This window comes from Rhizobium sp. 2YAF20 (assembly GCF_052114685.1).
GTDB lineage: Bacteria > Pseudomonadota > Alphaproteobacteria > Rhizobiales > Rhizobiaceae > Rhizobium.
Genome location: NZ_JBFRFF010000001.1, coordinates 700,355 through 721,039 on the forward strand (window position 1 = coordinate 700,355; position 20,685 = coordinate 721,039).

The window sequence follows — 20,685 nt, forward strand, 5'->3', positions numbered from 1 at the left end:
GGTCACGTTCAAAGGGCATTCAGCAACTGCTCTGTTGCCCAACCGTCGGCCGGCTCGCCGAGGCGAAGCTGTTCCTTCTGGATGGCGACGCGGGTGCCGGAGCCGAGAATGCCGTCGATGTCGCCGACGTCGTAGCCGCGGGCCTGCAGCTTGGTCTGCAGCGCTTTCATTTCCGTGTCCGAAAGCCCCTTCTCAGGCGTGCCCTTGAGATAGGTCGGCAGGCCGCTGAAGCGGTTGGCGAAATAGGCGGCCGAAGTCGTGTAGATGAACGACTTGCTCCATTCGAGGTAGATGTTGAAATTGGGATAGGTGAGGAAGGCCGGGCCCAGCCGGCCCTGCGGCAGGATTAGCGCCGAGGCGAGGTTGGCGAACGAGGTATTGCCGTCTCGCGGTTTGACGCCGAGGGCGAACCAGTCGCCGGCCGTCAGCGTGCCGCCAATGCCGGATTTCTCGTAAGGCAGCGTCTCGGGGAGGGTGACCTCCTGGAGCCAGGGCTGGCCGCTCGTGAAGCCGAGCGCCTTTATGAACTTTGCCGTGGTGAGGATGAGGTCAGGTGCGCTCTCCTTGAGCCTGACGTGGCCGTCGCCGTCGCCATCAACGCCGTAGTCGATGATGGCTCTTGGCAGCATCTGCGTCTGGCCGATTTCGCCAGCCCAGGCACCAGTTGTCGTTGCCGGATCGACATCTCCCCGCTGTACCAATTCGACCAAGGCGATCAGTTGCGGGCGGAAAATCTCAGGGCGGCGGCAGTCGTGCGAAAGCGTGACAAGGGCGTTACGGGTGTTGAAATCGCCCTGGCCCACGCCGAAGTCGGTCTCCATCGCCCAGAAGGCGGTAATAACGCCGGCCGGAACGCCGTAGTCCTGTTCGGCCTTGGCAAAGACGTCGGCATATTGCTTCATCTTCTGGCGGCCGATGTCGAGGCGGCCCTGGCTAACCGTGCGCTGCGAAAATTCGAGGAATGTCTGCTTGAAGACGCCTTGCGCGCGGTCACGCGCGAGAACCTTCTGGTCAAGCTGCGCTCCGGCGAAGGTCTTGTCGACGCTTTCTGCCGTTGCGCCCGCGGCGATTGCATCCGCTTTCACGCCGGCAAGGAAGGTTGAAAGGTCTCCGCCGCAAGCGACCTTGGGCGCATCTGCAACTGGAGCCGGGCTCTGCTGCGCGGCCGCAGCACCGGCGAGCGCTGAGGCAAATACAATCGCAAGTGCAGTGTTTCGGACGGTGATACGGGTCATGCGCGATCCTCTTTGCTTACGGAAGAGGTCGCTTTCACAGAACTATGCGACAGAAGCAAGGAGGAAATGGCCGCAGTCTCAAGAATTTCCCTGCTTTGTTACTGCCGCTACCCAGTTGTGCCAGTTCTTTTCGTTGCCGGCGAATACATTGATATCGGTCGGACCCTTGATACCAGGAATGACGCCCGTGGACGTATACTGCCAAAAGGCCCAGCGACGATCGGCGTAGGTGACTTTCGGGTGCTTGGCGACCGAGCGAACCCAGAAGTGATAGTCCTGGAAATAGCCGACGAGATTGTCGCGATGGAAGTCGACCGAAGTATAAATGATCGGGCGCATGCCGTAATAGGCTTCGAGCCTGTCCATGAAACGCTGCAGTTGGATGCGGACGGTGGCAGCATCTGGGCGATAGCGGCAGGTCTTCGATTCACTGTTCCACTCGACGTCGAGCACTGGTGGCAGACGCATCGCTTCCTTGGGCACGTTGCGAATGAACCAGTCAGCCTGCTCGTCCGGCGACGAGCAGAAATAGTAGAAATGATAGGGCGCGCTTGGAATGCCCGCGGCCCGCGCTTCCTGCGAATATTCGAGAAAGCGCTGATCGACGATGTCCTTGCCTTCGGTCGCCTTGATGAATGCGAAGGCGACGCCCGACGACTTCACCGTGCCCCAGTTGATATCGCCTTGCCATTTGGAGATATCGATGCCGTGGATCGGGTGCAACTGCGGATGATCGGCGCCAAAATCCTGCGGCTTGGTGTCATGGAACCGCGCCTTCGGCCTGATGGATTTGGTTTCCATGAAATCGTAGCCAGCCGTGCAGCTGGTCAGAAGCATGGCAAGCGGCAGTAAGCACAACAAAAGCCGGTGCATTGGCGTCCCGTGATGGCGCGAGTAATCCCGATGCCTCAATGCTTCAGCTTCCGCGATAGGTGAATCCCAGCTGCCGTCAAAAGAGGCCCTAACCTCTTTTTCACCATATCAACGTAAAAATTGCGTTATCTTCAAGCGAATTATCGTTGCTGGGTAACAATAACCGCTCGCCAGGCGTAGCCGCGGCCGATTTCCTCGAAAATCAGGCGTGCGCCGAGCGCCGTAGCATGCTCTTCCAGCACTGCGCGCAAATCGGCCCTGGGCGTGACGTGGAATTTCCGCAGCCAGGATTTCAGTATCGAACGGAAAAAGACCGGCAAGCGTTCCTGCTGGCCGAAATCGACAATGTGGAGTTCACCACCTGGGGCAAGCGCTCGAAGCGACGCGTCGACGGCGCTTTGCCAATCCGGGATCATCGACAAGGCGTAGGAGATCATAATCCGATCGAAGCCGTCGGTGCCGAAATCCACCGCCTGAAAGGCAGTGGCATCGGCGACGCGGAAATCCGGCATATGCGACATGTCCTGAAAGGATTTTCGCGCGCTCAACAACATCTCCTGCGAGATGTCGAGGCCGTAAAGCTTTACCGAGGGAAAGCGCCGATGGGCGAAAAGCAGGTTGCGGCCCGTGCCGCAGCCGACTTCCAGAAGCGACCCGCCGAACGGGACGCCGAGGTTGTCGATCGTCCGGTCGCGGCCGAAAAGGTAGTATTTGCGGGTAAGATCGTAGATGTGGCGCTGATAGCGATACATGCCGTCCATCAGGCCGGCATGGCTCTCCCCGGCCACAGGCGTATCCGTCTCGGCGCGGCTCACGCGTTTTTTCCGTAGATATGGAAGCCGCCGTAGATCGCCGAGCGATCCAGCACGTTCAGTCGTTGCGACCGCTCCTCGAAATAGGTCCACTGCGCCCGGATTGCCGGCGACAGCCTGCCTTCGATGATGCTCTTCTCGGCAGCGGTGCGGAAGATGACGCGCGCACCTTCGCGTGCTGTGCGGCTGATTTCCGCCCAGAGCTCGTTCAACTGTGTGTCGTTCATCCAATCCTGCGCATCGAGCAGGATATAACGGTCCATGGAGGCTGCCTGCTTGGTGGCAAGCAGCTCGGTAAAGCTGGCGTGATGAACGGTCGCCCGTTCGGCATTGTTGCGAATCGCCGAATAATGTTCTGGCCTCAGGTAGGTCGGCAGCGGCCCTTCGCTGCGGCCGGCATAACGGCGCGCGAAGGCCTGCCATGCGAAATAGTTCTCGCTCATCGGAAAATGACAGGCGAGCTTTTCCAGTCGGTGCCTGAGGACGGAAGAGATCGACCCACCGCTGGCGAGACTTGCAAGTTCGTCATATTGCTGCGGCGGAATGCCGAGGCCAAACAGCGAGCTCTTGCGGCCGAGAAGCCAGCGAACCATCGGGCGGTCGAATATCGGCGCGATCTGGTCGTCAAAGAACTGCCGCTGTTCGCGAAGGGTTCGGGCTTCGGTGATCTTTGCGAGCTTGACGCCATGAAGGCGGGCGAGAAGGTGCGCGGCGCCGATAAAACGGCCGAGCAGGCCGGTTTCATAGATATTGCGATTGAACACCGTGATGCGGCGGCGGCCGAGCATGTCGCGGCCATTCCAATAGGCTGCCGTCGCTGCATCGAGGCCCGGAGATATGAAGCGGTCGAAGGCGTGACTGTTGATGTTCAGCCGCGGCGTCGCAAAGAAGCGGACGAGGTCGGCATGCCCGGGCATCAGCCGGAATGCGGCAAGCTTCAGCCGGTTCAGCGCCACGTGATGTGGGTTGAGATCGACAACGTCGATGGAGGCGGGGCTCTGCGACAGGTAGGCGAGCATGTTGCAGCCGCCGGAGCCGATCGTGACGACACGGTGATGTGCCTTAAGCTCCATCGCCTCCATATCCACATCGGGGTCTTCCCAGATTTGTGGATAGACCAGGCCAGAGAACAACAGGCCGAAGAGCCGCTCGGACAAGCCGGCCTTCGAAAGCGCCTTGTGCTGGAGAAGAGCGTCCTTGAGCTTTCGGTTCTTGCCGAAGCCGGCGTCCGGTGCAAATTCCGTCATGTGAGTCTGTCACCCCTTTTTTAAGGTTCTGGGCGTGTAACCCGCCAATGCTACAGACTGATGACGTTTCCTGTTGGTATCCCGTCACCTAGGAAGCCTCAGAGGTCGATCCCCGTTTTTGATCATGGTTGCTCTTTCGCAATCGTTGTTTTCCTGATTGTGTCTGCGCATCGGAGGACGGTGCATGCGATTTGCGTTGAGGGTAGTTCAGGGTATCGTGGCTCTCGTGCTGCTTGCCGCAATCGGTTGTATCGTCTGGCTCTCCTTTTTTCCGCCTGATCTGTTGCGGGTCGGCGATGGCTATGCCGCCAAGATCGTCTGCTCCAACGTCTTCATCGCAGGCCGCGGCCCGGACGCTGTGCTTGCGGAGGACGTGCAGGCCCCGGGCAATCCCGCCCTGAAACTCGTCCGGATTTCCGTCGACCGTACTGCGGGCGTCGTCAGTGCGCGTATTCTCGGCCTGTTCGCGCCGAACTATGCGCTCTATCGCGGGGCGCTTGGCTGCGCCAGCGTTCCCGATGGCAACTTCGAGGCTGCTGCAAGCCTGCCGACGATGAAGGTGGGCGATCCTGCGAACGGTGACGGGCTGTGGCCGGATGGTGGGCGCGTCGACATTGACGTCAAAAGCGAGGTTTCGCAGGTTATCGCGAAACCGTCACTTGGCGGCCCGGGAATGCGGGCGATCCTGGTCGTCAAGGACGGGCGCGTCGTCGCGGAAAAATATGCCGACGGCTTTGACGCCACAAAGCCGCTGATCGGCTGGTCGATGACGAAGACGGTGAATGCGTCGATCATCGGTCGCCTGATGCTTGCAGGCCGCATGTCGTTTGATGACAAGGATCTGCTGGCGAAATGGCATGGAGACCGGCGCAGCCGAATAAGGTTGCGGGACCTGCTGGCGATGGAGAGCGGTCTCGTCTTTAACGAGGACTATGGAGCCGTGACGGATGTGACGCGCATGCTCTTTCTCAATCCGGACATGGTGGCGCTGCCCCAAAGTGCTGCGCAGATACAGCCTGCAGGCAAGCGGTTCTATTATTCGACGGGCACGGCCTTGCTGCTGTCGAGAATCTGGATGAACCGGTTTGCGGACCAGAACGCGGCGCTGGCCTATCCTCGCGACGCGCTGTTCTCGCCGCTTGGCATGTCGAGCGCGGTCCTGGAGGCAGACGAGCAGGGAACATTCGTCGGAGGATCCTATCTCTACGCCACGGCGCGCGACTGGGCGCGCTTCGGGCAGTTCCTGCTGCAGGATGGTGTCTGGAAGGGACAGCGCCTGCTGCCGGAAGGCTTCGTCGGCGCGATGCGCACCGGCACCGCCGCGTCGGATGGAGCCTACACGCAGGTTCAGGCGTGGCTCTCGGTGCCGGGAGGATCGAGCAAGCAATTCGGCCTGCCGGACGATACGTTCTGGATGCTCGGCCATGACGGACAGAGCATCGCCATCGTGCCTTCGGCCAACCTCGTGGTCGTCAGGCTCGGTCTGACGCCCGGTGTTCTCGGCTACCGGCCGCAGATATTGCTGAAAAAGATCCTGGACGCCGTGACACCGGCGAACACATAGGCGAAGGGCTAATAGTTGCCGGTGGCAATGTCCATCATGCCTTTGTTCTTGGCATCATAGTAGTAGCCGCGGGCGTAAAGCCGCACGGCGTCATCCTGTTTATTGTCGGCAACCTTCCATGCGCCGCTTAGATATTTGGCGGCATATTTGATGTTGGTCTCGGCATCGAACAGGCCGGAGGCGGGGCCGCCGTAGCCCATGGATTTTGCAGTGTTGTACTTGATCTGCATCAGGCCGAAATAGCCGGCATTGTTATAAGCCTTGGGGTCGTAGCGGCTTTCGCGGTGGACGACGCGATGGATGAGCGCTTCCGGGACCTGATAGAGCTTGGCGTATTTCTGTATGAGCTGGGTGATGTAGCTCTTCTCTTCCGGGGGAACCCTGCTGTCTTCCCGTTCGCTCAGAACAGCGGGGATCACGACGGGGCCGGTTGTATCGAAATTGAAATCGTAATGAGGACGGCTGTCGGCATAGGAGAGGGCGGCAAGCTGGGCGGGCGGGGTTGCGGAGGCTACCATTGTCGCCTCCATCCCCGACGCCTCGCCGGGGCGCGGGATCGGTATCACTGACTGGATTGCCACCATTTCCGGCGTCAGCGGGATCGGGGCATAGGCCGCATCGACGGTTGGACCAGCAACGGCTTGGAGCGCCATGTCTCCCGGACGGGCCGGGTTGGGCGTCGGGATAGCGACCATGGTCGGGATGGGTGGCTGGTCGGGCGAGGCGTAGGCTGCAGATGCCGAGGTATTCGTCGTCTGCGCGCCGGTGACGGCGGCAAAGGCCACTTGGGCCTGGCTTGACTGCGCCGCCGGCTGGACGGGCGTCTGGGCCATGCGATCCTGGGCAGCGTTGATCTGGCTGGATTCGATCTTAGCAGTCTGCGTCGTCTCGACCGGCGCGCTGCCGTGCGGGCTCTGGTTTATCGCCGTCTGGATACGGCCTGATTTTTGAAGCGATGCGTCGTTGGCGGTGGAACCAACGCTTGCGATCGCCGTTGTAGTCGCAACGCCAGAAGTCGAAGCAACGCCGGCTGGAGCCCCTGTGGTCGCCGGATGCGGCACGTTGGTCTGCGCCGGAGAAAGTTCTGCCTTAGACGTATGCTGGTCGGTGCTTGCGCATCCGGCCAGCGCGCCGCACAGAATTGCCGAGTAGGCAACGCTGCGCTTAAGGCTGGAAAATCCATTCGTTACCATGCTGTCGCTTTCGAAGATTGCGCCCTACCTGCGATGCAAATCCGTCACAGGAGAAATAAATTTATGAATCCCAATTAACCTATTCGGGATGGTGCCGCAAGCGTGGTTGACGCTCAGGCAGCCATCCGACGGTATCCGGCGGTCACTGCACCGGCCGCGATCAGCAAAGTTCCCCCGGTCCGGTTGACCATCTTTTGCACGCTTGCCTTGCGAATAAAGCCTCGCGCCATGTCGGCCAAAAGCACATAGCAAAGCGCGTTCAGCGCCGCCAGACAGAGGAAGGTTGCCTCTAAAATAAGCGTCTGCGGAAAGAACGGCTGGTTAAGATCAAGGAATTGAGGAACGAAGGCGATGAAGAAGATGATGCTCTTCGGGTTCAGCGCCGTCACAACATAGGCGTGTGCCAAAATCTTCAGCGGTTTTTCTTCTGGAAGATTGTCATTATCGCCCATTGGGCCCGTGATAACAGGCGCCCGCCACAGCTTAATGCCAAGAAACATCAGGTAACCGGCACCGATAAGTTTCAGAATCGTAAACAGGGTCGCGGAGGTGGCGAGCAGGGCGCCGAGGCCGGCAAGCGAGGCGGTCATCGCGGTGAAATCGCCGAGCGTGACGCCGGTGACGGTTGCCAGCGCCGTCCTGCGGCCATGGCCCAGCGCATAGGAAATCACCAGCAGAATGGTGGGGCCGGGGATAGCCAGCATGATCGCCGATGCTGCGGCGAAGGCGAGCCAGGTTTCAATTGACATGGAATCCTCCTCTACTATTCGCCGCAGCAAGCCATCGCTCTGAAAAGCTGTCAATCAGGCTTCCTTGTATTTTTGCCCGATGTGATCCATGACCTCGCCGAACCATTTCGTCGACAGCTCGAAGTGCTTGCCGCCCTTGATTCGTGGAAATTCGATGGTGCGCAGCTTGCCGCCCTGGCCTTCATCGTGGCCGGTCACGCCCGATACCTTGTTGAGCGCACTTTCGACGGCAAGATCGACCATGCCCTGGATCAGCCTGAGGTCTTCGCCGTTGGCGGGAGCCGAGCGGGCGTAATAGCCCGACTTCTGCACCATGGAGCGCTCGGCATCGAGCAGCGAGGCGAACTGCTTCTGAAACCAGTTGCCGACATTGATGGTGTCGAGCTTCACATGGCCGAAGGCGTCGCGCTTGATGGTTTCGCCGGCTGCCTCGCGCTCGGCGACGATGGCATCGACACAAGCGCCTTCGGAAACGAACAGGGTGACATGGCCCGTCTTGTCCATGATCTTCTTCAATCGCTGCGCTTCGGCCTCAATGTCGAATTCCATTTCCGGAAGATAGAGACCGTCGATCGACTTCATCTCTTCGTTGGTCATAAAGCCTTCGACATACTCGTTCCTGCTGGTCTTCTGTATATAGGCGCGGGCGGTTGCGGCGGTCAGCCAGCCGGAATGGCGTCCCATGACTTCGTGGATGACCAGTGAGCGCGGGGCTGCCGTCTGCTCGTTGCTGACATTGTCGAAGAAGGCCGCGCCGACTTCTGCTGCCGTCCAGGCGCCGAGCGACTGGCGGATCGGCACCACGTCATTGTCGACGGTCTTCGGCAGGCCGACGACCGTCAGGTCATAGCCATTGGCGCCAAGATAGGCTGCAAGGTCGGCAGCCGTCGTGTTGGTATCGTCTCCGCCGATAGTATGGAGGATGGTGATGCCGTCCGAGGCCAGCCGTTCGGCGGCGACTCGCAGCGGGTTTTCGCCCTCCTTGACCATGCCGCGCTTGACGAGGTCGGCGGCGTTGGTGAGCTTGACGCGGCTGTTGCCGATCGGTGAGCCGCCGTAGCGGTGCAACAGGTGCGCCCGTTCCCGCATCGAGGCCGTGATTTCGATGCGATCGGCGAGAAGAACACCCTGATATCCCGAGCGATAGGCGATCATCTCGATGTCCGGGGCAACATCGGTATAACGCTGGATGAGGCCGCCGACGGCTGAGGAAAGACAGGGGGCGAGCCCGCCGGCGGTGAGCATTGCGACTTTCTGCTTGGCCATCATTTCCTCCTTGCAGGGACCCGTTGTGTCGATCCCATGGTTGCTGTCAAAATGGATGCGACAGGGAAATGAGGCTGTAAAGTAAAGAATTTACGAAAGACACGCTTTGCGTCCAAGCCAGACGGCGAAGGCGACCAGCAGCGCCAATCCGCCGGTTTGGGAAGGGTGGCAAATTGGCCAATTCATTTGGGTCATGGGGCGAGAAGCCAACGCGATGGGTCGCAAATATCGGGTCGATCATTACCGAATTGTGAAAGGTGTTTTCAGGACTGCGACCAATGGACAGCTTGCTTTCGCAACCATTATTTGATCAACGTGTTTCTCATTCTGGAGAGTGATCGAGACCATCATGTCGTTTTGGGAAAAGCTGCTGAACGCCGTCGATATCGCGGGCAATGCCCTGTCGGGGGTCGTTGAGGCTATCCGCACCCTGTTTGAGGGTGACCCGGAAACGCGCCGCAGGGTTGCCTTCTCGGTCGCCATCATTGCGCTGTCTGCAAAGATGGCCAAGGCTGACGGCGTGGTGACGGACAAAGAGGTCAACGCCTTCCGCGAGATTTTCGAATTTCCAGAAGACCAGGCAAAGAATGTCGCCCGGCTTTATAACCTGGCGCGCCAGGACGTTGCCGGCTACGAGGCCTATGCCGAGCGACTTTCATCGCTCTGCGTCACGTGCTCCAAGAATTGCCCGGTTCTCGAAGATGTGCTCGATGGCCTTTTCCATATCGCCAAGGCCGACGGTCTGATCCACGAGAAGGAAATCGCATTCCTGGCCCACGTTGCCGAGATTTTCCAGATGAGCCAGGAGCGCTTCGAACAGATCATGGCGCGCCATGTCTCCGGCAATGGTCGCGATCCCTACAAGGTTCTCGGCGTTTCGCCGAGCGACGACTTTCCGACGATCCGCCGCCGCTATCATGGGCTGGTTCATGAGAACCACCCCGATCGCCTTGTTTCCCGCGGCGTGCCGAAGGAATTCCACGCCATCGCCAACGAGCGGATGGCGGTGCTGAACGCCGCCTACGAAGAGATCGAGAAAGAACGCCGCGCCGCATGACCGGGTTTGCGGCAGATTACCGCCGTGCCCTGGTGCAGCCCTCGCCGAACCACGGGGAGCGCGCGGACGGCTGCAAGCCGGATATTATTCTCCTGCACTATACCGGCATGGGCACCGCTGTCGGCGCGCTCGATTGGCTCTGTCGAGAAGAAAGTCAGGTTTCCAGCCACTATTTCATCCATGAGGACGGCACAGTGATCCAACTGGTGCCGGAGGAACGTCGCGCCTGGCATGCCGGCAAGGGCAGCTGGCACAAGCAGGGCGATGTCAATTCGCAGTCGATCGGCATCGAGATCGCCAATGCCGGCCACCCTGGCGGACTGCCTCAATTCCCGAACGAACAGATTGCAGCGGTGATCGAACTGTGTCGCGATTGCGGCCATCGTTGGGCAATTCGGCCTGAAAGGGTGCTTGGTCACTCCGATATAGCGCCTATCCGCAAGGTCGATCCGGGCGAGCGCTTCCCCTGGGCGCGGCTGCATGCGGCAGGGGTCGGGCACTGGGTCGAACCGACGCCTATTGCCGGCGGTCGCTACTTCCAAAAGGGTGATGCCGGCCAGCCGATCGAGGCACTGCAATCGATGTTGTCACTCTATGGCTACGGTACTGAGGTCAATGGTGAATTCACGGCGCAGATGGAAGGCGACGTCGAAGCCTTCCAACGGCATTTCCGCCAGGAACGGGTAGACGGGATAGCCGATTTCTCGACCATCGACACGCTGCACCGATTGCTTCGTTCGCTACCCAACTTTGCCTAGCGTCAGTTGGTTCGCTTTTTTGCGCGCAGAACTCCCATAAAGCCTGGATAATTGCTAACACCCTGCACTGCCACATCATTTCCCTATTAATTCCTCATTGCGATGGTCTAACGGCGCCACTGAACGGCGGCCGCACGCGCCCTGTTTGTTTGTCTGTGTGCGGTCGAAAATCAAACAACGGGGATCGTTGCGGCACCCCTGACCATTCGCTGTCAGGTCCGGACCGACGGTAACGTGCGCCGTCCTGCGATCCCGCGCTCGGAGACAAAAGACTAAATGAAAAATTTGATTGTTGTGGCTGCAGCATGCGCGAGCATGTTGCTGATGGGATATGATTGCGCATTCGCCGGCCAAAACCACAAGGTCCGCCCGGTCCACAAGGTTCACCAAGTCCACAGGGTTCATCCGGTCCATCGGGCCCATAGGGTAAAGGTCGAAACCGTTTCGTTGAAGGCCGTCACGCGCAGCACCGGTTACGCCACACCGCAGGCCGCAGCTGCGGTTGCCGCCGCCGTCGCAACTCCAGGCGCATCGGTCCTCAAAGCCAATCCCTATGCGGATACGATCGCCAAATATGCCAACCAGAATGGCGTTCCTGTCGAACTGGCGACTGCCGTCGTCCAGATCGAGAGCAACTTCAATCCCAGAATGCGCGGCAGTGCCGGCGAGATCGGCCTCATGCAGGTGAAGCCCGCCACCGCACGGCTGATGGGCTATTCGGGCTCGACCAAAGGGCTCTACGATCCCGACACCAATATCCGTATCGGCATGAAATATCTCGCCATGGCCCAGCAGCTGGGCGGCGGTCCAACCTGCAACACCATCCTCAAATACAATGCCGGCCACGGTGCCACCCGCATGAACCCGGTCTCGCAGCGCTATTGCGGTAAGGTACTGGCGCTTCTCGACTAAAGCCGCCAAGCCATTGGAGCAGAATCATTTTTGCCTGCTCCTCATGCATTGAATCAACCTGACGCCGTGTTATCCATTGCAGGTAATTTGCGAGGATCGGGCATGGCTGGGGATTTCAGGTTCATCGTGGTCGGGCGTGGGATGATGGGGGCAGCGGCTGCCCGCCATCTGGCATGCCAGACCGATGGCATCGCGGTGATCGGGCCTGACGAGCCGGAAGATCGCAAGCATCATGACGGCGTCTTTGCCAGCCACTACGACGAGGGCCGGATCACCCGGACCATCGATCCCGATACCAACTGGGCCTTGCTCGCCAATCGCTCCATCGCCCGCTACGAGGAGATCGAGCACGACAGCGGCATTCAATTCTACTCGGAAGTCGGCTGCCTCGTCGTCGGACCAAAGCGTGGCGGTGTCGACAGCTACATTGAACACGTTGTCGCCGCGGCCTCGCGGCTACATGTCAAAAAGGACATTCTTGACGATGATGGCCTGAAGTCCCGCTTTCCATTCTTCTCCTTCGTCGAGGGCAGCGAGGGCGTTCACGAGCCGCATGGCGCCGGACATATCAGCCCGCGCAGGCTGGTGCAGGCACAGTCCTTTCTTGCCGAGCAGGCGGGAGCCGCCGTCATCAAGGAAACCGTAACCTCCATCCGAGACGAGGGCGGTCTCGCGGTGGTCACGACCAGCGAAGGCAACCGCTATCGCGGTGAAAAAGTGCTGATGGCAGCCGGTGGATTCTCGATTGCAGGGGGCCTGTTGGCAACGCCTGTCGACATGAAGGTTTGCGGGCGGACGGTCGCGTTCTTCGAGGTCAGCGCCGGAGACGCCAGGGCGCTTTCGACTATGCCGTCGCTGATCACCAAGGGCGTCGACGATATTGACAGCATTTACCTGCTGCCACCGATCCGTTACCCCGATGGGCGGTACTACCTGAAGATCGGTGGCGATCCCGACGATCTGGGGCTGGAGCGCGATAGCGAGCTGCGTGCCTGGTTTCGCACAGACGGGCGGGAGACGGTGCGCGACCATCTCACCGGAATTATCCGCAGGCTGGTGCCCGATCTCGACCCGATCTCGGTCACGAGCAGTTCCTGCGTTACATCCTATCCTCCGACCGATTATCCGATGATCAGCTACACGGCGTCGCCGCGCATTGCCGTCCTGACCGGCGGCTGCGGCACGGCGGCGAAAAGCTCCGATGAAATCGGCAGGCTCGGCGCCGAGTTGATCCTCGAAGGCCGAATCAAGGACGGTGGCTACACCACGGATTTCTCAGGGCATTTCCTCAAGTGATCGCATATGCCCCAGTGAGACACATTTCGGTGGCATTCGCCTGCGGTCTCCGTTAATGAGCGCCTACCAGTTGGCCGGGCAGCCGCGCTTCACAATGTCGAAAGGCAGTGGGGTGAGGAAAGTCCGGGCTCCACGGAAACACGGTGCCGGATAACGTCCGGCGAGGGCGACCTCAGGGAAAGTGCCACAGAAAGTAAACCGCCCGTTCCCTCGGGAGCGGGTAAGGGTGAAAGGGTGGGGTAAGAGCCCACCGCGTCTCTGGTGACAGCGACGGCATGGTAAACCCCACCGGGAGCAAAACCGAATAGGGATGACGCGGCGCGCGCAAGCGCTCCAGCCCGTTTCCGGGCCGGTCATCCGGGTGGGTTGCATGAGGCGGCGCGCAAGTGTCGTCCCAGATGAATGGCTGCCACGTTCCGGTTTCGGCCGGAGCCTTACAGAACCCGGCTTACAGGCCAACTGGTATTCGCCTTTTCCTTGCGCGCCGCAGCGCGGGCGTTTGGAGTTATTATCTATAAGTCACTGAAAATATAATATTTTCGCCTACTCTCAAGCCAACAATTCGCCCGCTCAAAATCGCCATGAACACCCTCGTTTCGAACGGCTTGCCGGCGGTGATCATAACCTTTCGTTAAACTTAACAGCTTATGAATATTTAAGCTGCGATAGTCCCGTTTTCGTAGCATCCCATTGACGCCCATATGGTCCCATGCTATCCCAAAGTCGTACTGCACAAGGGCAATTCGGTGCCCGTTCACCGCAAAGCTACGGCTACCCTCGTAAGGAGGGCGCCAGGGGGACTTTCGTTCCCTCGGCTTGCGAAGTTGTGTCCGATTTTTGCGGTATTGGCGGGCGGATGGTCGTCCGCTTGCCATTGGAAACGGGTGTTTCGCGTAATGAGCCGCTTCCTGTCGAACGCGACCAACAGGATCGATGCCAAGGGGCGGGTTTCCGTGCCCTCGGCATTTCGTTCGGTGTTGGCGGAGCGCAAGGTCCAGGAGTTATATTGCTTCCAGGACTTCGTGTTTCCTGCGATCAGCGTCGGCGGTCCGGATCTGCTCGATCGGTTCGAGCGCCAGATCGCAGCCGAGGATCCGTTTTCGACGGCTGCCAATCAGATGTCGCTCCTGATTCATGGGGGCGGGGTCTTCATGAAGCTCGACGCCGAAGGGCGGTTGATGGTCACGGATTTCATCCGGGATTTCACCGGGATCACCAGCGAGGTGACTTTTGTGGGTCGGGCGGACCATTTTCAGCTTTGGGAGCCGGAGGCCTTTCAGGCCTTGCAGGCGACCGCAAGACAGGAGCGCCGGCTGGCGGGCAAGCGCTCCGACTAATACGAGGGAACGGAATGGTGGCGAATCCTGGCGGAGGTTCAACTGATGCCGATGGCGGACCGGTTCGCCACATTCCGGTTCTTCTATCTGAAGTGCTCGAAGCGCTGGCGCCGACGCCCGGCAAGATGATCCTGGACGGCACCTTCGGTGCAGGCGGCTACACCTTGGCAATCCTTGACAAGGGCGCAGACGTGATCGCGCTCGACCGCGACCCGACTGCAATTGCGGCTGGTCAGGCGCTGGTCGAAAAGCACGGCGACCACCTCACGCTCATTCAATCTCAGTTTTCGCAACTTGCCGAGCATGCGCCGGAAGGCGGTCTTGACGGCATCGTCCTTGATATCGGTGTTTCGTCGATGCAGATCGACGAGGCGGAGCGCGGATTTTCTTTCCAAAAGAACGGTCCGCTCGACATGCGGATGTCGGCAAGCGGCGTTTCTGCCGCCGACGTCGTCAATCGCGCCAAGCTTGCCGACCTGATCCGAATATTCGTTTTTCTCGGCGAGGAAAAGCAGGCGCCCCGCATCGCTCATGCCATCGAAAAGCGTCGCGCCGAACAACTGTTCGTGACCACGCGCGATCTGGCTGGATTGATCGAGACCGTGACGCCGCGCAAGGCCAAGGACAAGATTCATCCGGCCACGCGTGTCTTCCAGGCGCTGCGCATCTTCGTCAATGACGAGCTCGGCGAACTGGCCGCGGCGTTGTTTGCGGCTGAGCGGGCCCTGAAGCCCGGCGGGCGGCTTGTCGTCGTCACCTTCCATTCGCTCGAAGACCGCATCGTCAAGAAGTTCTTCGCCGATCGCTCCGGTCGCGCCACTGGCTCGCGGCATCTGCCGATCGTGCATGAACGCGCGGCTACATTCGATGCCATCGGCAAGTCGATGGTTTCGGCGAGCGACGAGGAAGCGGAACTCAACCCGCGAGCCCGTTCGGCCAAGCTGCGCGCCGCGGTCCGCACGCACGCACCGGCTGAGGCCGCCGATCTCTCGATCTTCGAATTGCCCAGCCTTGCCACACTTGGAAAGCTCGGGGGTTGAGATGCTGAAGACCTTTGACGTCATCCTGATTTGCATCATGACCGCCGCTGCGGCCGTGACCTATACGATCAAGCATCGCGCCGAGCTGAAGCTCGAAGAGGTGCATCGGCTGGAATCCGAGATAAAGCTGGAAAAGGATACGATCGAGCTTCTGAAAGCCGACTGGGCGCTCGTCATCCAGCCGAACCGCCTCGAGCGCCTGGTCAATAACTTCAACGGCGAGCTGAAGCTGGCGCCGACGCTCTCGACCGCGATGGTGCAGCCGAACGAATTGCCGATGCTGCGTTCGCAGCTTCCGGAAGCACCTATCGTCGCCGATGCCGCGGATGGCAAGGACGCCAAGGGCGGCAAGTCGTCCGGCCCCACCCTGTCGAAGGGCGCCAGCACCGATGCCGATATCAGGAAGGTCATCGCCGACGTTGCCTCCAAGCCGGCTCCGAAACCGGTCGCCAAGGCATTGCCGCTGAAGCACGGCAAGCCGCAGATAGACGAAGTCAAAACGGGATCGGTGAAGCGCTGATGTCTTTTCTCTCTCGCATCATGGTTTTGAAAAGCAAAGCGCATTTCTCCGCCGGCGCCAACAACCGGCCGACCGATCCCTATAGCGCCGCTATTTTCGAGGGTACGCGCAAGCGCAAGTCGGGGCAGGCCAAAAGCCGCGTCGTGCTGTTGATCGTGAGTTTTACCACCGTCTATTGCGTCATCGGTGCACGCCTCGTCGAATATGGCGTTGCAATGCCGGACACGACGTCGAGCATATTGCCGCCGGACCGGCTGATGGCCTCGCGACCCGACATCGTCGACCGCAACGGCGCGCTTCTTGCAACCGATATCCGCACTGTCTCGCTGTTTGCCGAGCCGAACAAGATCGTCGATGCGGACGATGCCGCGGAGAAGCTGTCCACGGTGCTGCCCGATCTCGAGCCGAAGAGTATCTATCGCAAGCTTTCCTCCAAATCGCATTTCCAGTGGTTGCGCCGGCAATTGACACCGAAGCAGCAGAGCCAGATCCTGGCGCTTGGCATTCCCGGCATCGGCTTCCGGCCTGAAAAGCGTCGGTTCTATCCAGGTGGCGCGACCGCTTCGCATATCCTCGGCTACGTCAACATCGACAACCGAGGCGTTGTCGGCATGGAAAAATACATCGATGACCAGGGGCTTGCCGATCTTGCCGCCGTCGGCATGACCAGCAACCAGCCGCTGGAACCGGTCAAGCTCTCCATCGACCTGCGCGTCCAGGCAATCGTCCGCGATTCAGTCACGAATGCTGTCACCAACTTCGGGGCCAAGGGCGGCGGTGCGGTCGTGCTTGATATTCATACCGGCGAAGTGATCGCCATGGCGTCGGCACCGGATTTTGATCCGAACAATCCGAATGCCAGCGCCGCCGAGGGCTGGCTGAACCGCATGTCGAACGGCACGTTCGAGATGGGCTCGACCTTCAAGACCTTTACCATGGCCATGGCGCTCGACAGCGGCAAGATCACCTTGCGCGACGCCTTCGATGCCAGTGCGCCGCTGCACATCGGCGGCTTTACCATCCACGACTTCCACGGTCAGGGCCGTGTTCTGACGGTGCCGGAGATCTTCCAGTATTCGTCGAATATTGGTACGGCCAAGATCGTCGACCTCGTCGGCATCGATGCGCAGAAGGACTTCCTGACACGCGTCGGCCTTCTGACGAAGACGCAGACCGAGCTGCCGGAAGTGAAGATGCCTTCGCAGCCGCGCGTCTGGAAGAAGATCAACTCTATTACCATCTCCTTCGGCCACGGCGTCTCGACCACGCCGCTGCAGACGGCGGTTGCGGCGGCAGCGCTCGTCAATGGCGGCAAGCTGATCGAGCCGACTTTCCTGCCGCGGACACGCGAACAGGCCGACGAAGTCGCCAAGGTTGTCCTGAAGAAAAGCACGAGCGACGACATCAGGTTCCTGCTCGATTTCAACGGCTCCAAGGGGTCCGGTCGCGTTGCCCGCGTCCCCGGTTTTGACGTTGGCAGCAAGACGGGTACCGCCGACAAGGTCGTCAACGGGCGCTATTCCAAAACGCTGAACTTCAACTCGTTCGTGGCGGCCTTTCCGATCGACAATCCGCAATATGTGGTCATGACCTTCTGCGACGAACCAAAGTCCGGTGAGGCCAAGTATGGCAACACGATCTCGGCCGGTACTGCAGGGCCTATCGCACGCGACATCATCGCAAGGGCTGCACCAATTCTCGGTGTACAACCGAAATTCGGACAAGATAGCTCCGCAATGCTGGTGTCTTATTAGGCGCAAATGAAATGAAACGGCCGATTCGTTGGGATTCAGGCCTGAAAGAGAAGCAGTAGACGCGATGAAATTGCGGGACATCACCGGAAACGGATTTCCGGACCTCAACGGATATATCGACGGGACGCTTGGTGACCTTGACGTCTCAGGTCTTTCCGCCGACAGCCGCAAGATCACGCCTGGAATGGCCTTCGTCGCCGTCGCCGGCACCAAGGCAGACGGCGCCACCTTCATCGCCGATGCCGCTGCTCGTGGCGCTTCGGTGATCTTTGCCGGGCATGCCGCTCAGGCAGGCGATGTGCCTGTTCTCCCTGTATCGGAGCCCCGCCGACTTTTGTCACTTGCGGCAGCGAATTTCTACGGCAGGCAACCCGAAACGATGGTTGCCGTCACCGGCACCGCCGGCAAGACCTCGGTCGCGTCGTTCACTCGCCAGATCTGGGCCTTTGCCGGACACCCGGCAGCGATGATCGGCACCACGGGCGTCGTCTCTCCAGGGAGAAACGACTATGGTTCGCTGACGACGCCTGACCCGGTTTCGCTGCATCAGCTTCTTGCCGAACTGGCCGATGAGGGCGTCACCCATGCCGCCATGGAAGCCTCCAGCCACGGGCTCGATCAGTTCCGGCTCGACGGCGTCAGACTTTCGGCTGCGGCGTTCACCAATCTCGGCCGCGACCACATGGATTACCATCCGACGGTGGAGGCCTATATGGCTGCCAAGATGCGGCTGTTCGAGACGTTGTTGCCGAAGGGCTCGCCGGCTGTCATCTTTGCCGATGACGCCTGGTCGCAGCAGGCAATCTCAGTCGCAACCGCTGCCGGACACGACGTCAGGACCGTCGGCCGCAAGGGCAATTTCCTGACCCTGAAGCGCGTGGAGCATTTCCGCCACAAGCAGGTGGCCGAGGTTCATATCGGTCAGGACATCTTCGAAGTGCATATTCCGCTCGCCGGCGATTTTCAGATTGCCAATGCGCTGGTGGCCGCCGGTCTTGCGATCTTGACCGGCGTTGCAGCGCCCGTTGCCGTGGCGGCGCTCGAAAAATTGCAGGGCGCGCCCGGGCGGCTTGAGCTTGTCGGCCACACCAGGGACGGTGCGCTCGCCTATGTTGATTATGCCCACAAGCCGGACGCTCTGGAGAATGTTCTGACCTCCGTCAGGCCCTTCACGACGGGACGCGTCATCACCGTCTTTGGTTGCGGCGGCGACCGTGATCGCGGCAAGCGTCCGATCATGGGCGAGATCGCATGCCGTCTTGCCGATATCGTCATTGTCACCGACGACAATCCGCGATCGGAAGATCCGGCAACGATCCGGTCGGAGATCATGGCAGCTGCAGCCTGCGCCACCGAGATCAGCGATCGCGCGGCTGCGATCCGCGAGGCCGTCGGCATGTTGAAATCCGGAGACACGTTGATCGTTGCGGGCAAGGGGCATGAAGAAGGCCAGACCATCGGCAGCGCCACCCTGCCATTCTCGGATCATGCGGAAGTGCGTAAAGCTTTGGAGGAGTGCAAGTCTTGACCTGGCTTTGGACAACGGACGACATGATTGCCGCGATGGCAGGCCGGCCGTTCGGCGCGCCGCCGGAAGGCATCACCGGCATTTCCATCGACAGCCGGTCCATCGGTCCCGGTGAAGCCTTCTTCGCCATCAAGGGCGACCGCGTCGACGGCCATGACTATGCCAGCATGGCGATGGCGAGCGGTGCGGCGCTGCTGGTTGTCAACGAATCCAGGCTTCCGGCCATGGGGCGGTTGACGGTTCCGATGATCGTTGTCGAGGATGTGCTCGCGGCCCTGGCCAAGCTCGGCGTGGCGGCGCGAGCGCGCACCGAGGCGAAGATCATCGCGGTGACGGGGTCGGTCGGCAAGACCACCACCAAGGAGATGCTGCGTCATGTGCTCGCGCCATCTGGCAAGGTGCATGCGTCCGTCGCGTCCTTCAACAATCACTGGGGCGTTCCCCTGACGCTGGCGCGGATGCCTCAGGATACGGACTTCGGCATATTCGAAGTCGGGATGAACCATCCCGACGAGATCCGGCCGCTGGTCAAGATGGTGCAGCCGCATGTGGCGATCATCACGACGATCGCGGCTGCCCACCTCGGCAATTTCAAAAGCATCAAGGAGATCGCCACGGCCAAGGCCGAGATCTTCGAAGGGCTTGTTCCCGGCGGCCACGCGATCCTCAACCGCGACAGCGACCAATTCAATTTCCTCGATCGCGCCGCCCAGGCATCGGGCGTGGAGAATATTCACACGTTCGGCCAGCATCCCAAGGCGGATTTCCGGCTCGCCGAGTTCAACGGGTCGGAAGAGAATTCGGCGCTCTGGCTGACGATCGGCGGCGAGACGTTCGAGATCGCCATCGGTGCGCCTGGGCGGCATATTGCGGAAAACGCGCTTGCCGTGCTTGGTGCAGTAACGCTGGTGGGCGCCGACCTCGACAAGGCGATCGAGGCGCTGTCGACCCTGCAGCCAGAAAAGGGCAGGGGCAAGCGCCACAAGCTGTCGCTCGGCACATCTTATTTCACGTTGATCGACGAGAGCTACAACGCCAACCCGGCCTCGATGCGGGCGGCGATCTCGTTGCTTGCCGCCAGCGCCTCCGACAGCCGCACGCGCCGCATCGCCGTCCTCGGCGACATGCTGGAAATGGGCGACCATTCGCAGAAGGTTCACGCCGACCTTGCAGGGCCGCTGCTTGCAGCCGGCATCGAGCATGTTTGGCTCGCCGGCCCGGAAATGGTGGCGCTGAGAGATTCGCTGCCGGACAGCGTGCACGTCGAATATCGCGAGAAGACCGAGGATCTGGCTGCGTTCGTTGTAGAAACGGTTGCTGCCGGCGATGTGCTGATGGTGAAATCGTCGCTTGGAACTGGGTTTGGGAAGATCGTCGCGGCCTTGCTTGACAAATTTGCCGCATTTTCCGACACGGGGCCTCGTTCTGGAGCAAGGTGACTCATTTTCATGTCGTCATTACGCTCGCTACCAATTGGCATGATCCGAAAGCAGCCTCTGCATCTTTCCCGATCATGTCCCACTGAAGTTTGACCCTAGAAAGGG

The 20,685-nt window shown here is 60.2% G+C and carries 18 protein-coding genes and 1 other RNA gene; 12 read left to right on the forward strand and 7 right to left on the reverse strand.

Annotated features, from left to right (window positions below):
• Nucleotides 1-8 precede the first annotated feature (8 nt).
• From AB4Z52_RS03355 to AB4Z52_RS03370, 4 genes are all read right to left on the reverse strand, one after another.
• Nucleotides 9-1,235: a lytic murein transglycosylase gene (locus AB4Z52_RS03355; RefSeq protein WP_442216464.1), complete on the reverse strand. Its 1,227-nt coding sequence runs from the start codon at nt 1,233-1,235 to the stop codon at nt 9-11.
• A 78-nt stretch (nt 1,236-1,313) separates the two neighbouring features.
• The gene (locus AB4Z52_RS03360) at nt 1,314-2,108 is read right to left on the reverse strand and encodes a glycoside hydrolase family 25 protein (protein WP_442216465.1); all 795 of its coding nucleotides are present in this window, start codon (nt 2,106-2,108) and stop codon (nt 1,314-1,316) included.
• Nucleotides 2,109-2,248: 140 nt separating this feature from the next.
• The gene (locus tag AB4Z52_RS03365; RefSeq protein WP_442216655.1) at nt 2,249-2,869 is read right to left on the reverse strand and encodes a class I SAM-dependent methyltransferase; all 621 of its coding nucleotides are present in this window, start codon (nt 2,867-2,869) and stop codon (nt 2,249-2,251) included.
• A 50-nt stretch (nt 2,870-2,919) separates the two neighbouring features.
• Complete coding sequence (locus AB4Z52_RS03370) at nt 2,920-4,167, reverse strand: DUF3419 family protein (RefSeq protein WP_442216466.1); 1,248 nt, start codon at nt 4,165-4,167, stop codon at nt 2,920-2,922.
• A 184-nt stretch (nt 4,168-4,351) separates the two neighbouring features.
• Here AB4Z52_RS03370 and AB4Z52_RS03375 point away from each other — a divergent pair, with 184 nt between their 5' ends.
• Nucleotides 4,352-5,731 (forward strand): serine hydrolase domain-containing protein, encoded by a 1,380-nt coding sequence (locus AB4Z52_RS03375; RefSeq protein WP_442216467.1) that lies wholly within the window; start codon nt 4,352-4,354, stop codon nt 5,729-5,731.
• A gap of 8 nt (nt 5,732-5,739) precedes the next feature.
• Here the strand turns inward: AB4Z52_RS03375 and AB4Z52_RS03380 are convergent, their stop codons facing one another.
• From AB4Z52_RS03380 to AB4Z52_RS03390, 3 genes are all read right to left on the reverse strand, one after another.
• Nucleotides 5,740-6,924, reverse strand: a complete 1,185-nt coding sequence (locus tag AB4Z52_RS03380) for a transglycosylase SLT domain-containing protein (RefSeq protein WP_442216468.1) — start codon at nt 6,922-6,924, stop codon at nt 5,740-5,742.
• A 113-nt stretch (nt 6,925-7,037) separates the two neighbouring features.
• Complete coding sequence (locus tag AB4Z52_RS03385) at nt 7,038-7,673, reverse strand: LysE family translocator (RefSeq protein WP_442216469.1); 636 nt, start codon at nt 7,671-7,673, stop codon at nt 7,038-7,040.
• 54 nt (nt 7,674-7,727) lie between these two features.
• Complete coding sequence (locus AB4Z52_RS03390; RefSeq protein ID WP_442216470.1) at nt 7,728-8,939, reverse strand: pyrophosphate--fructose-6-phosphate 1-phosphotransferase; 1,212 nt, start codon at nt 8,937-8,939, stop codon at nt 7,728-7,730.
• Between the two features lie 349 nt (nt 8,940-9,288).
• On the opposite strand from AB4Z52_RS03390, the gene AB4Z52_RS03395 reads away from it, so the two are divergent.
• The 11 genes from AB4Z52_RS03395 to AB4Z52_RS03445 all read left to right on the forward strand — a co-directional run bounded on the left by AB4Z52_RS03395 (nt 9,289) and on the right by AB4Z52_RS03445 (nt 20,580).
• Nucleotides 9,289-9,996, forward strand: a complete 708-nt coding sequence (locus AB4Z52_RS03395; RefSeq protein ID WP_442216471.1) for a TerB family tellurite resistance protein — start codon at nt 9,289-9,291, stop codon at nt 9,994-9,996.
• Complete coding sequence (locus AB4Z52_RS03400) at nt 9,993-10,754, forward strand: N-acetylmuramoyl-L-alanine amidase (RefSeq protein WP_442216472.1); 762 nt, start codon at nt 9,993-9,995, stop codon at nt 10,752-10,754. Before AB4Z52_RS03395 ends, AB4Z52_RS03400 begins: the two co-directional genes overlap by 4 nt.
• A gap of 276 nt (nt 10,755-11,030) precedes the next feature.
• Complete coding sequence (locus AB4Z52_RS03405; protein ID WP_442216473.1) at nt 11,031-11,666, forward strand: lytic transglycosylase domain-containing protein; 636 nt, start codon at nt 11,031-11,033, stop codon at nt 11,664-11,666.
• 102 nt (nt 11,667-11,768) lie between these two features.
• Nucleotides 11,769-12,962, forward strand: a complete 1,194-nt coding sequence (locus AB4Z52_RS03410; protein WP_442216474.1) for an NAD(P)/FAD-dependent oxidoreductase — start codon at nt 11,769-11,771, stop codon at nt 12,960-12,962.
• Nucleotides 12,963-13,028: 66 nt separating this feature from the next.
• An RNA gene (gene rnpB, locus AB4Z52_RS03415) (RNase P RNA component class A) lies at nt 13,029-13,429 on the forward strand.
• Between the two features lie 429 nt (nt 13,430-13,858).
• Nucleotides 13,859-14,299 carry a division/cell wall cluster transcriptional repressor MraZ gene (gene mraZ, locus AB4Z52_RS03420; RefSeq protein ID WP_442216475.1) on the forward strand — a complete coding sequence of 147 codons (441 nt, stop codon included), beginning with the start codon at nt 13,859-13,861 and terminating at the stop codon, nt 14,297-14,299.
• Between the two features lie 14 nt (nt 14,300-14,313).
• Nucleotides 14,314-15,339: a 16S rRNA (cytosine(1402)-N(4))-methyltransferase RsmH gene (gene rsmH, locus AB4Z52_RS03425; protein WP_442216476.1), complete on the forward strand. Its 1,026-nt coding sequence runs from the start codon at nt 14,314-14,316 to the stop codon at nt 15,337-15,339.
• A gap of 1 nt (nt 15,340) precedes the next feature.
• Entirely contained in the window at nt 15,341-15,859 is a 519-nt protein-coding gene (gene ftsL, locus AB4Z52_RS03430) for a cell division protein FtsL (RefSeq protein WP_442216477.1), read from the forward strand.
• Nucleotides 15,859-17,613 (forward strand): peptidoglycan D,D-transpeptidase FtsI family protein, encoded by a 1,755-nt coding sequence (locus tag AB4Z52_RS03435; RefSeq protein WP_442216478.1) that lies wholly within the window; start codon nt 15,859-15,861, stop codon nt 17,611-17,613. Before ftsL ends, AB4Z52_RS03435 begins: the two co-directional genes overlap by 1 nt.
• 64 nt (nt 17,614-17,677) lie before the next feature.
• Nucleotides 17,678-19,141 carry a UDP-N-acetylmuramoyl-L-alanyl-D-glutamate--2,6-diaminopimelate ligase gene (locus AB4Z52_RS03440; RefSeq protein WP_442216479.1) on the forward strand — a complete coding sequence of 488 codons (1,464 nt, stop codon included), beginning with the start codon at nt 17,678-17,680 and terminating at the stop codon, nt 19,139-19,141.
• Nucleotides 19,138-20,580: a UDP-N-acetylmuramoylalanyl-D-glutamyl-2,6-diaminopimelate--D-alanyl-D-alanine ligase gene (locus AB4Z52_RS03445; RefSeq protein ID WP_442216480.1), complete on the forward strand. Its 1,443-nt coding sequence runs from the start codon at nt 19,138-19,140 to the stop codon at nt 20,578-20,580. Before AB4Z52_RS03440 ends, AB4Z52_RS03445 begins: the two co-directional genes overlap by 4 nt.
• Nucleotides 20,581-20,685 lie beyond the last annotated feature (105 nt).

What these genes read in the sequence shown, in the direction of transcription:
- AB4Z52_RS03405 (WP_442216473.1), top strand. Translation starts at nt 11,031, where the DNA reads ATGAAAAATTTGATTGTTGTGGCTGCAGCATGCGCGAGCATGTTGCTG.
- mraZ (WP_442216475.1), top strand. Translation starts at nt 13,859, where the DNA reads ATGAGCCGCTTCCTGTCGAACGCGACCAACAGGATCGATGCCAAGGGG.
- AB4Z52_RS03410 (WP_442216474.1), top strand. Translation starts at nt 11,769, where the DNA reads ATGGCTGGGGATTTCAGGTTCATCGTGGTCGGGCGTGGGATGATGGGG.
- AB4Z52_RS03360 (WP_442216465.1), bottom strand. Translation starts at nt 2,108, where the DNA reads ATGCACCGGCTTTTGTTGTGCTTACTGCCGCTTGCCATGCTTCTGACC.
- AB4Z52_RS03355 (WP_442216464.1), bottom strand. Translation starts at nt 1,235, where the DNA reads ATGACCCGTATCACCGTCCGAAACACTGCACTTGCGATTGTATTTGCC.
- AB4Z52_RS03365 (WP_442216655.1), bottom strand. Translation starts at nt 2,869, where the DNA reads ATGGACGGCATGTATCGCTATCAGCGCCACATCTACGATCTTACCCGC.
- AB4Z52_RS03395 (WP_442216471.1), top strand. Translation starts at nt 9,289, where the DNA reads ATGTCGTTTTGGGAAAAGCTGCTGAACGCCGTCGATATCGCGGGCAAT.
- AB4Z52_RS03440 (WP_442216479.1), top strand. Translation starts at nt 17,678, where the DNA reads ATGAAATTGCGGGACATCACCGGAAACGGATTTCCGGACCTCAACGGA.
- AB4Z52_RS03370 (WP_442216466.1), bottom strand. Translation starts at nt 4,167, where the DNA reads ATGACGGAATTTGCACCGGACGCCGGCTTCGGCAAGAACCGAAAGCTC.
- AB4Z52_RS03380 (WP_442216468.1), bottom strand. Translation starts at nt 6,924, where the DNA reads ATGGTAACGAATGGATTTTCCAGCCTTAAGCGCAGCGTTGCCTACTCG.
- ftsL (WP_442216477.1), top strand. Translation starts at nt 15,341, where the DNA reads ATGCTGAAGACCTTTGACGTCATCCTGATTTGCATCATGACCGCCGCT.
- AB4Z52_RS03385 (WP_442216469.1), bottom strand. Translation starts at nt 7,673, where the DNA reads ATGTCAATTGAAACCTGGCTCGCCTTCGCCGCAGCATCGGCGATCATG.
- AB4Z52_RS03375 (WP_442216467.1), top strand. Translation starts at nt 4,352, where the DNA reads ATGCGATTTGCGTTGAGGGTAGTTCAGGGTATCGTGGCTCTCGTGCTG.
- AB4Z52_RS03435 (WP_442216478.1), top strand. Translation starts at nt 15,859, where the DNA reads ATGTCTTTTCTCTCTCGCATCATGGTTTTGAAAAGCAAAGCGCATTTC.
- AB4Z52_RS03400 (WP_442216472.1), top strand. Translation starts at nt 9,993, where the DNA reads ATGACCGGGTTTGCGGCAGATTACCGCCGTGCCCTGGTGCAGCCCTCG.
- AB4Z52_RS03390 (WP_442216470.1), bottom strand. Translation starts at nt 8,939, where the DNA reads ATGGCCAAGCAGAAAGTCGCAATGCTCACCGCCGGCGGGCTCGCCCCC.
- rsmH (WP_442216476.1), top strand. Translation starts at nt 14,314, where the DNA reads ATGGTGGCGAATCCTGGCGGAGGTTCAACTGATGCCGATGGCGGACCG.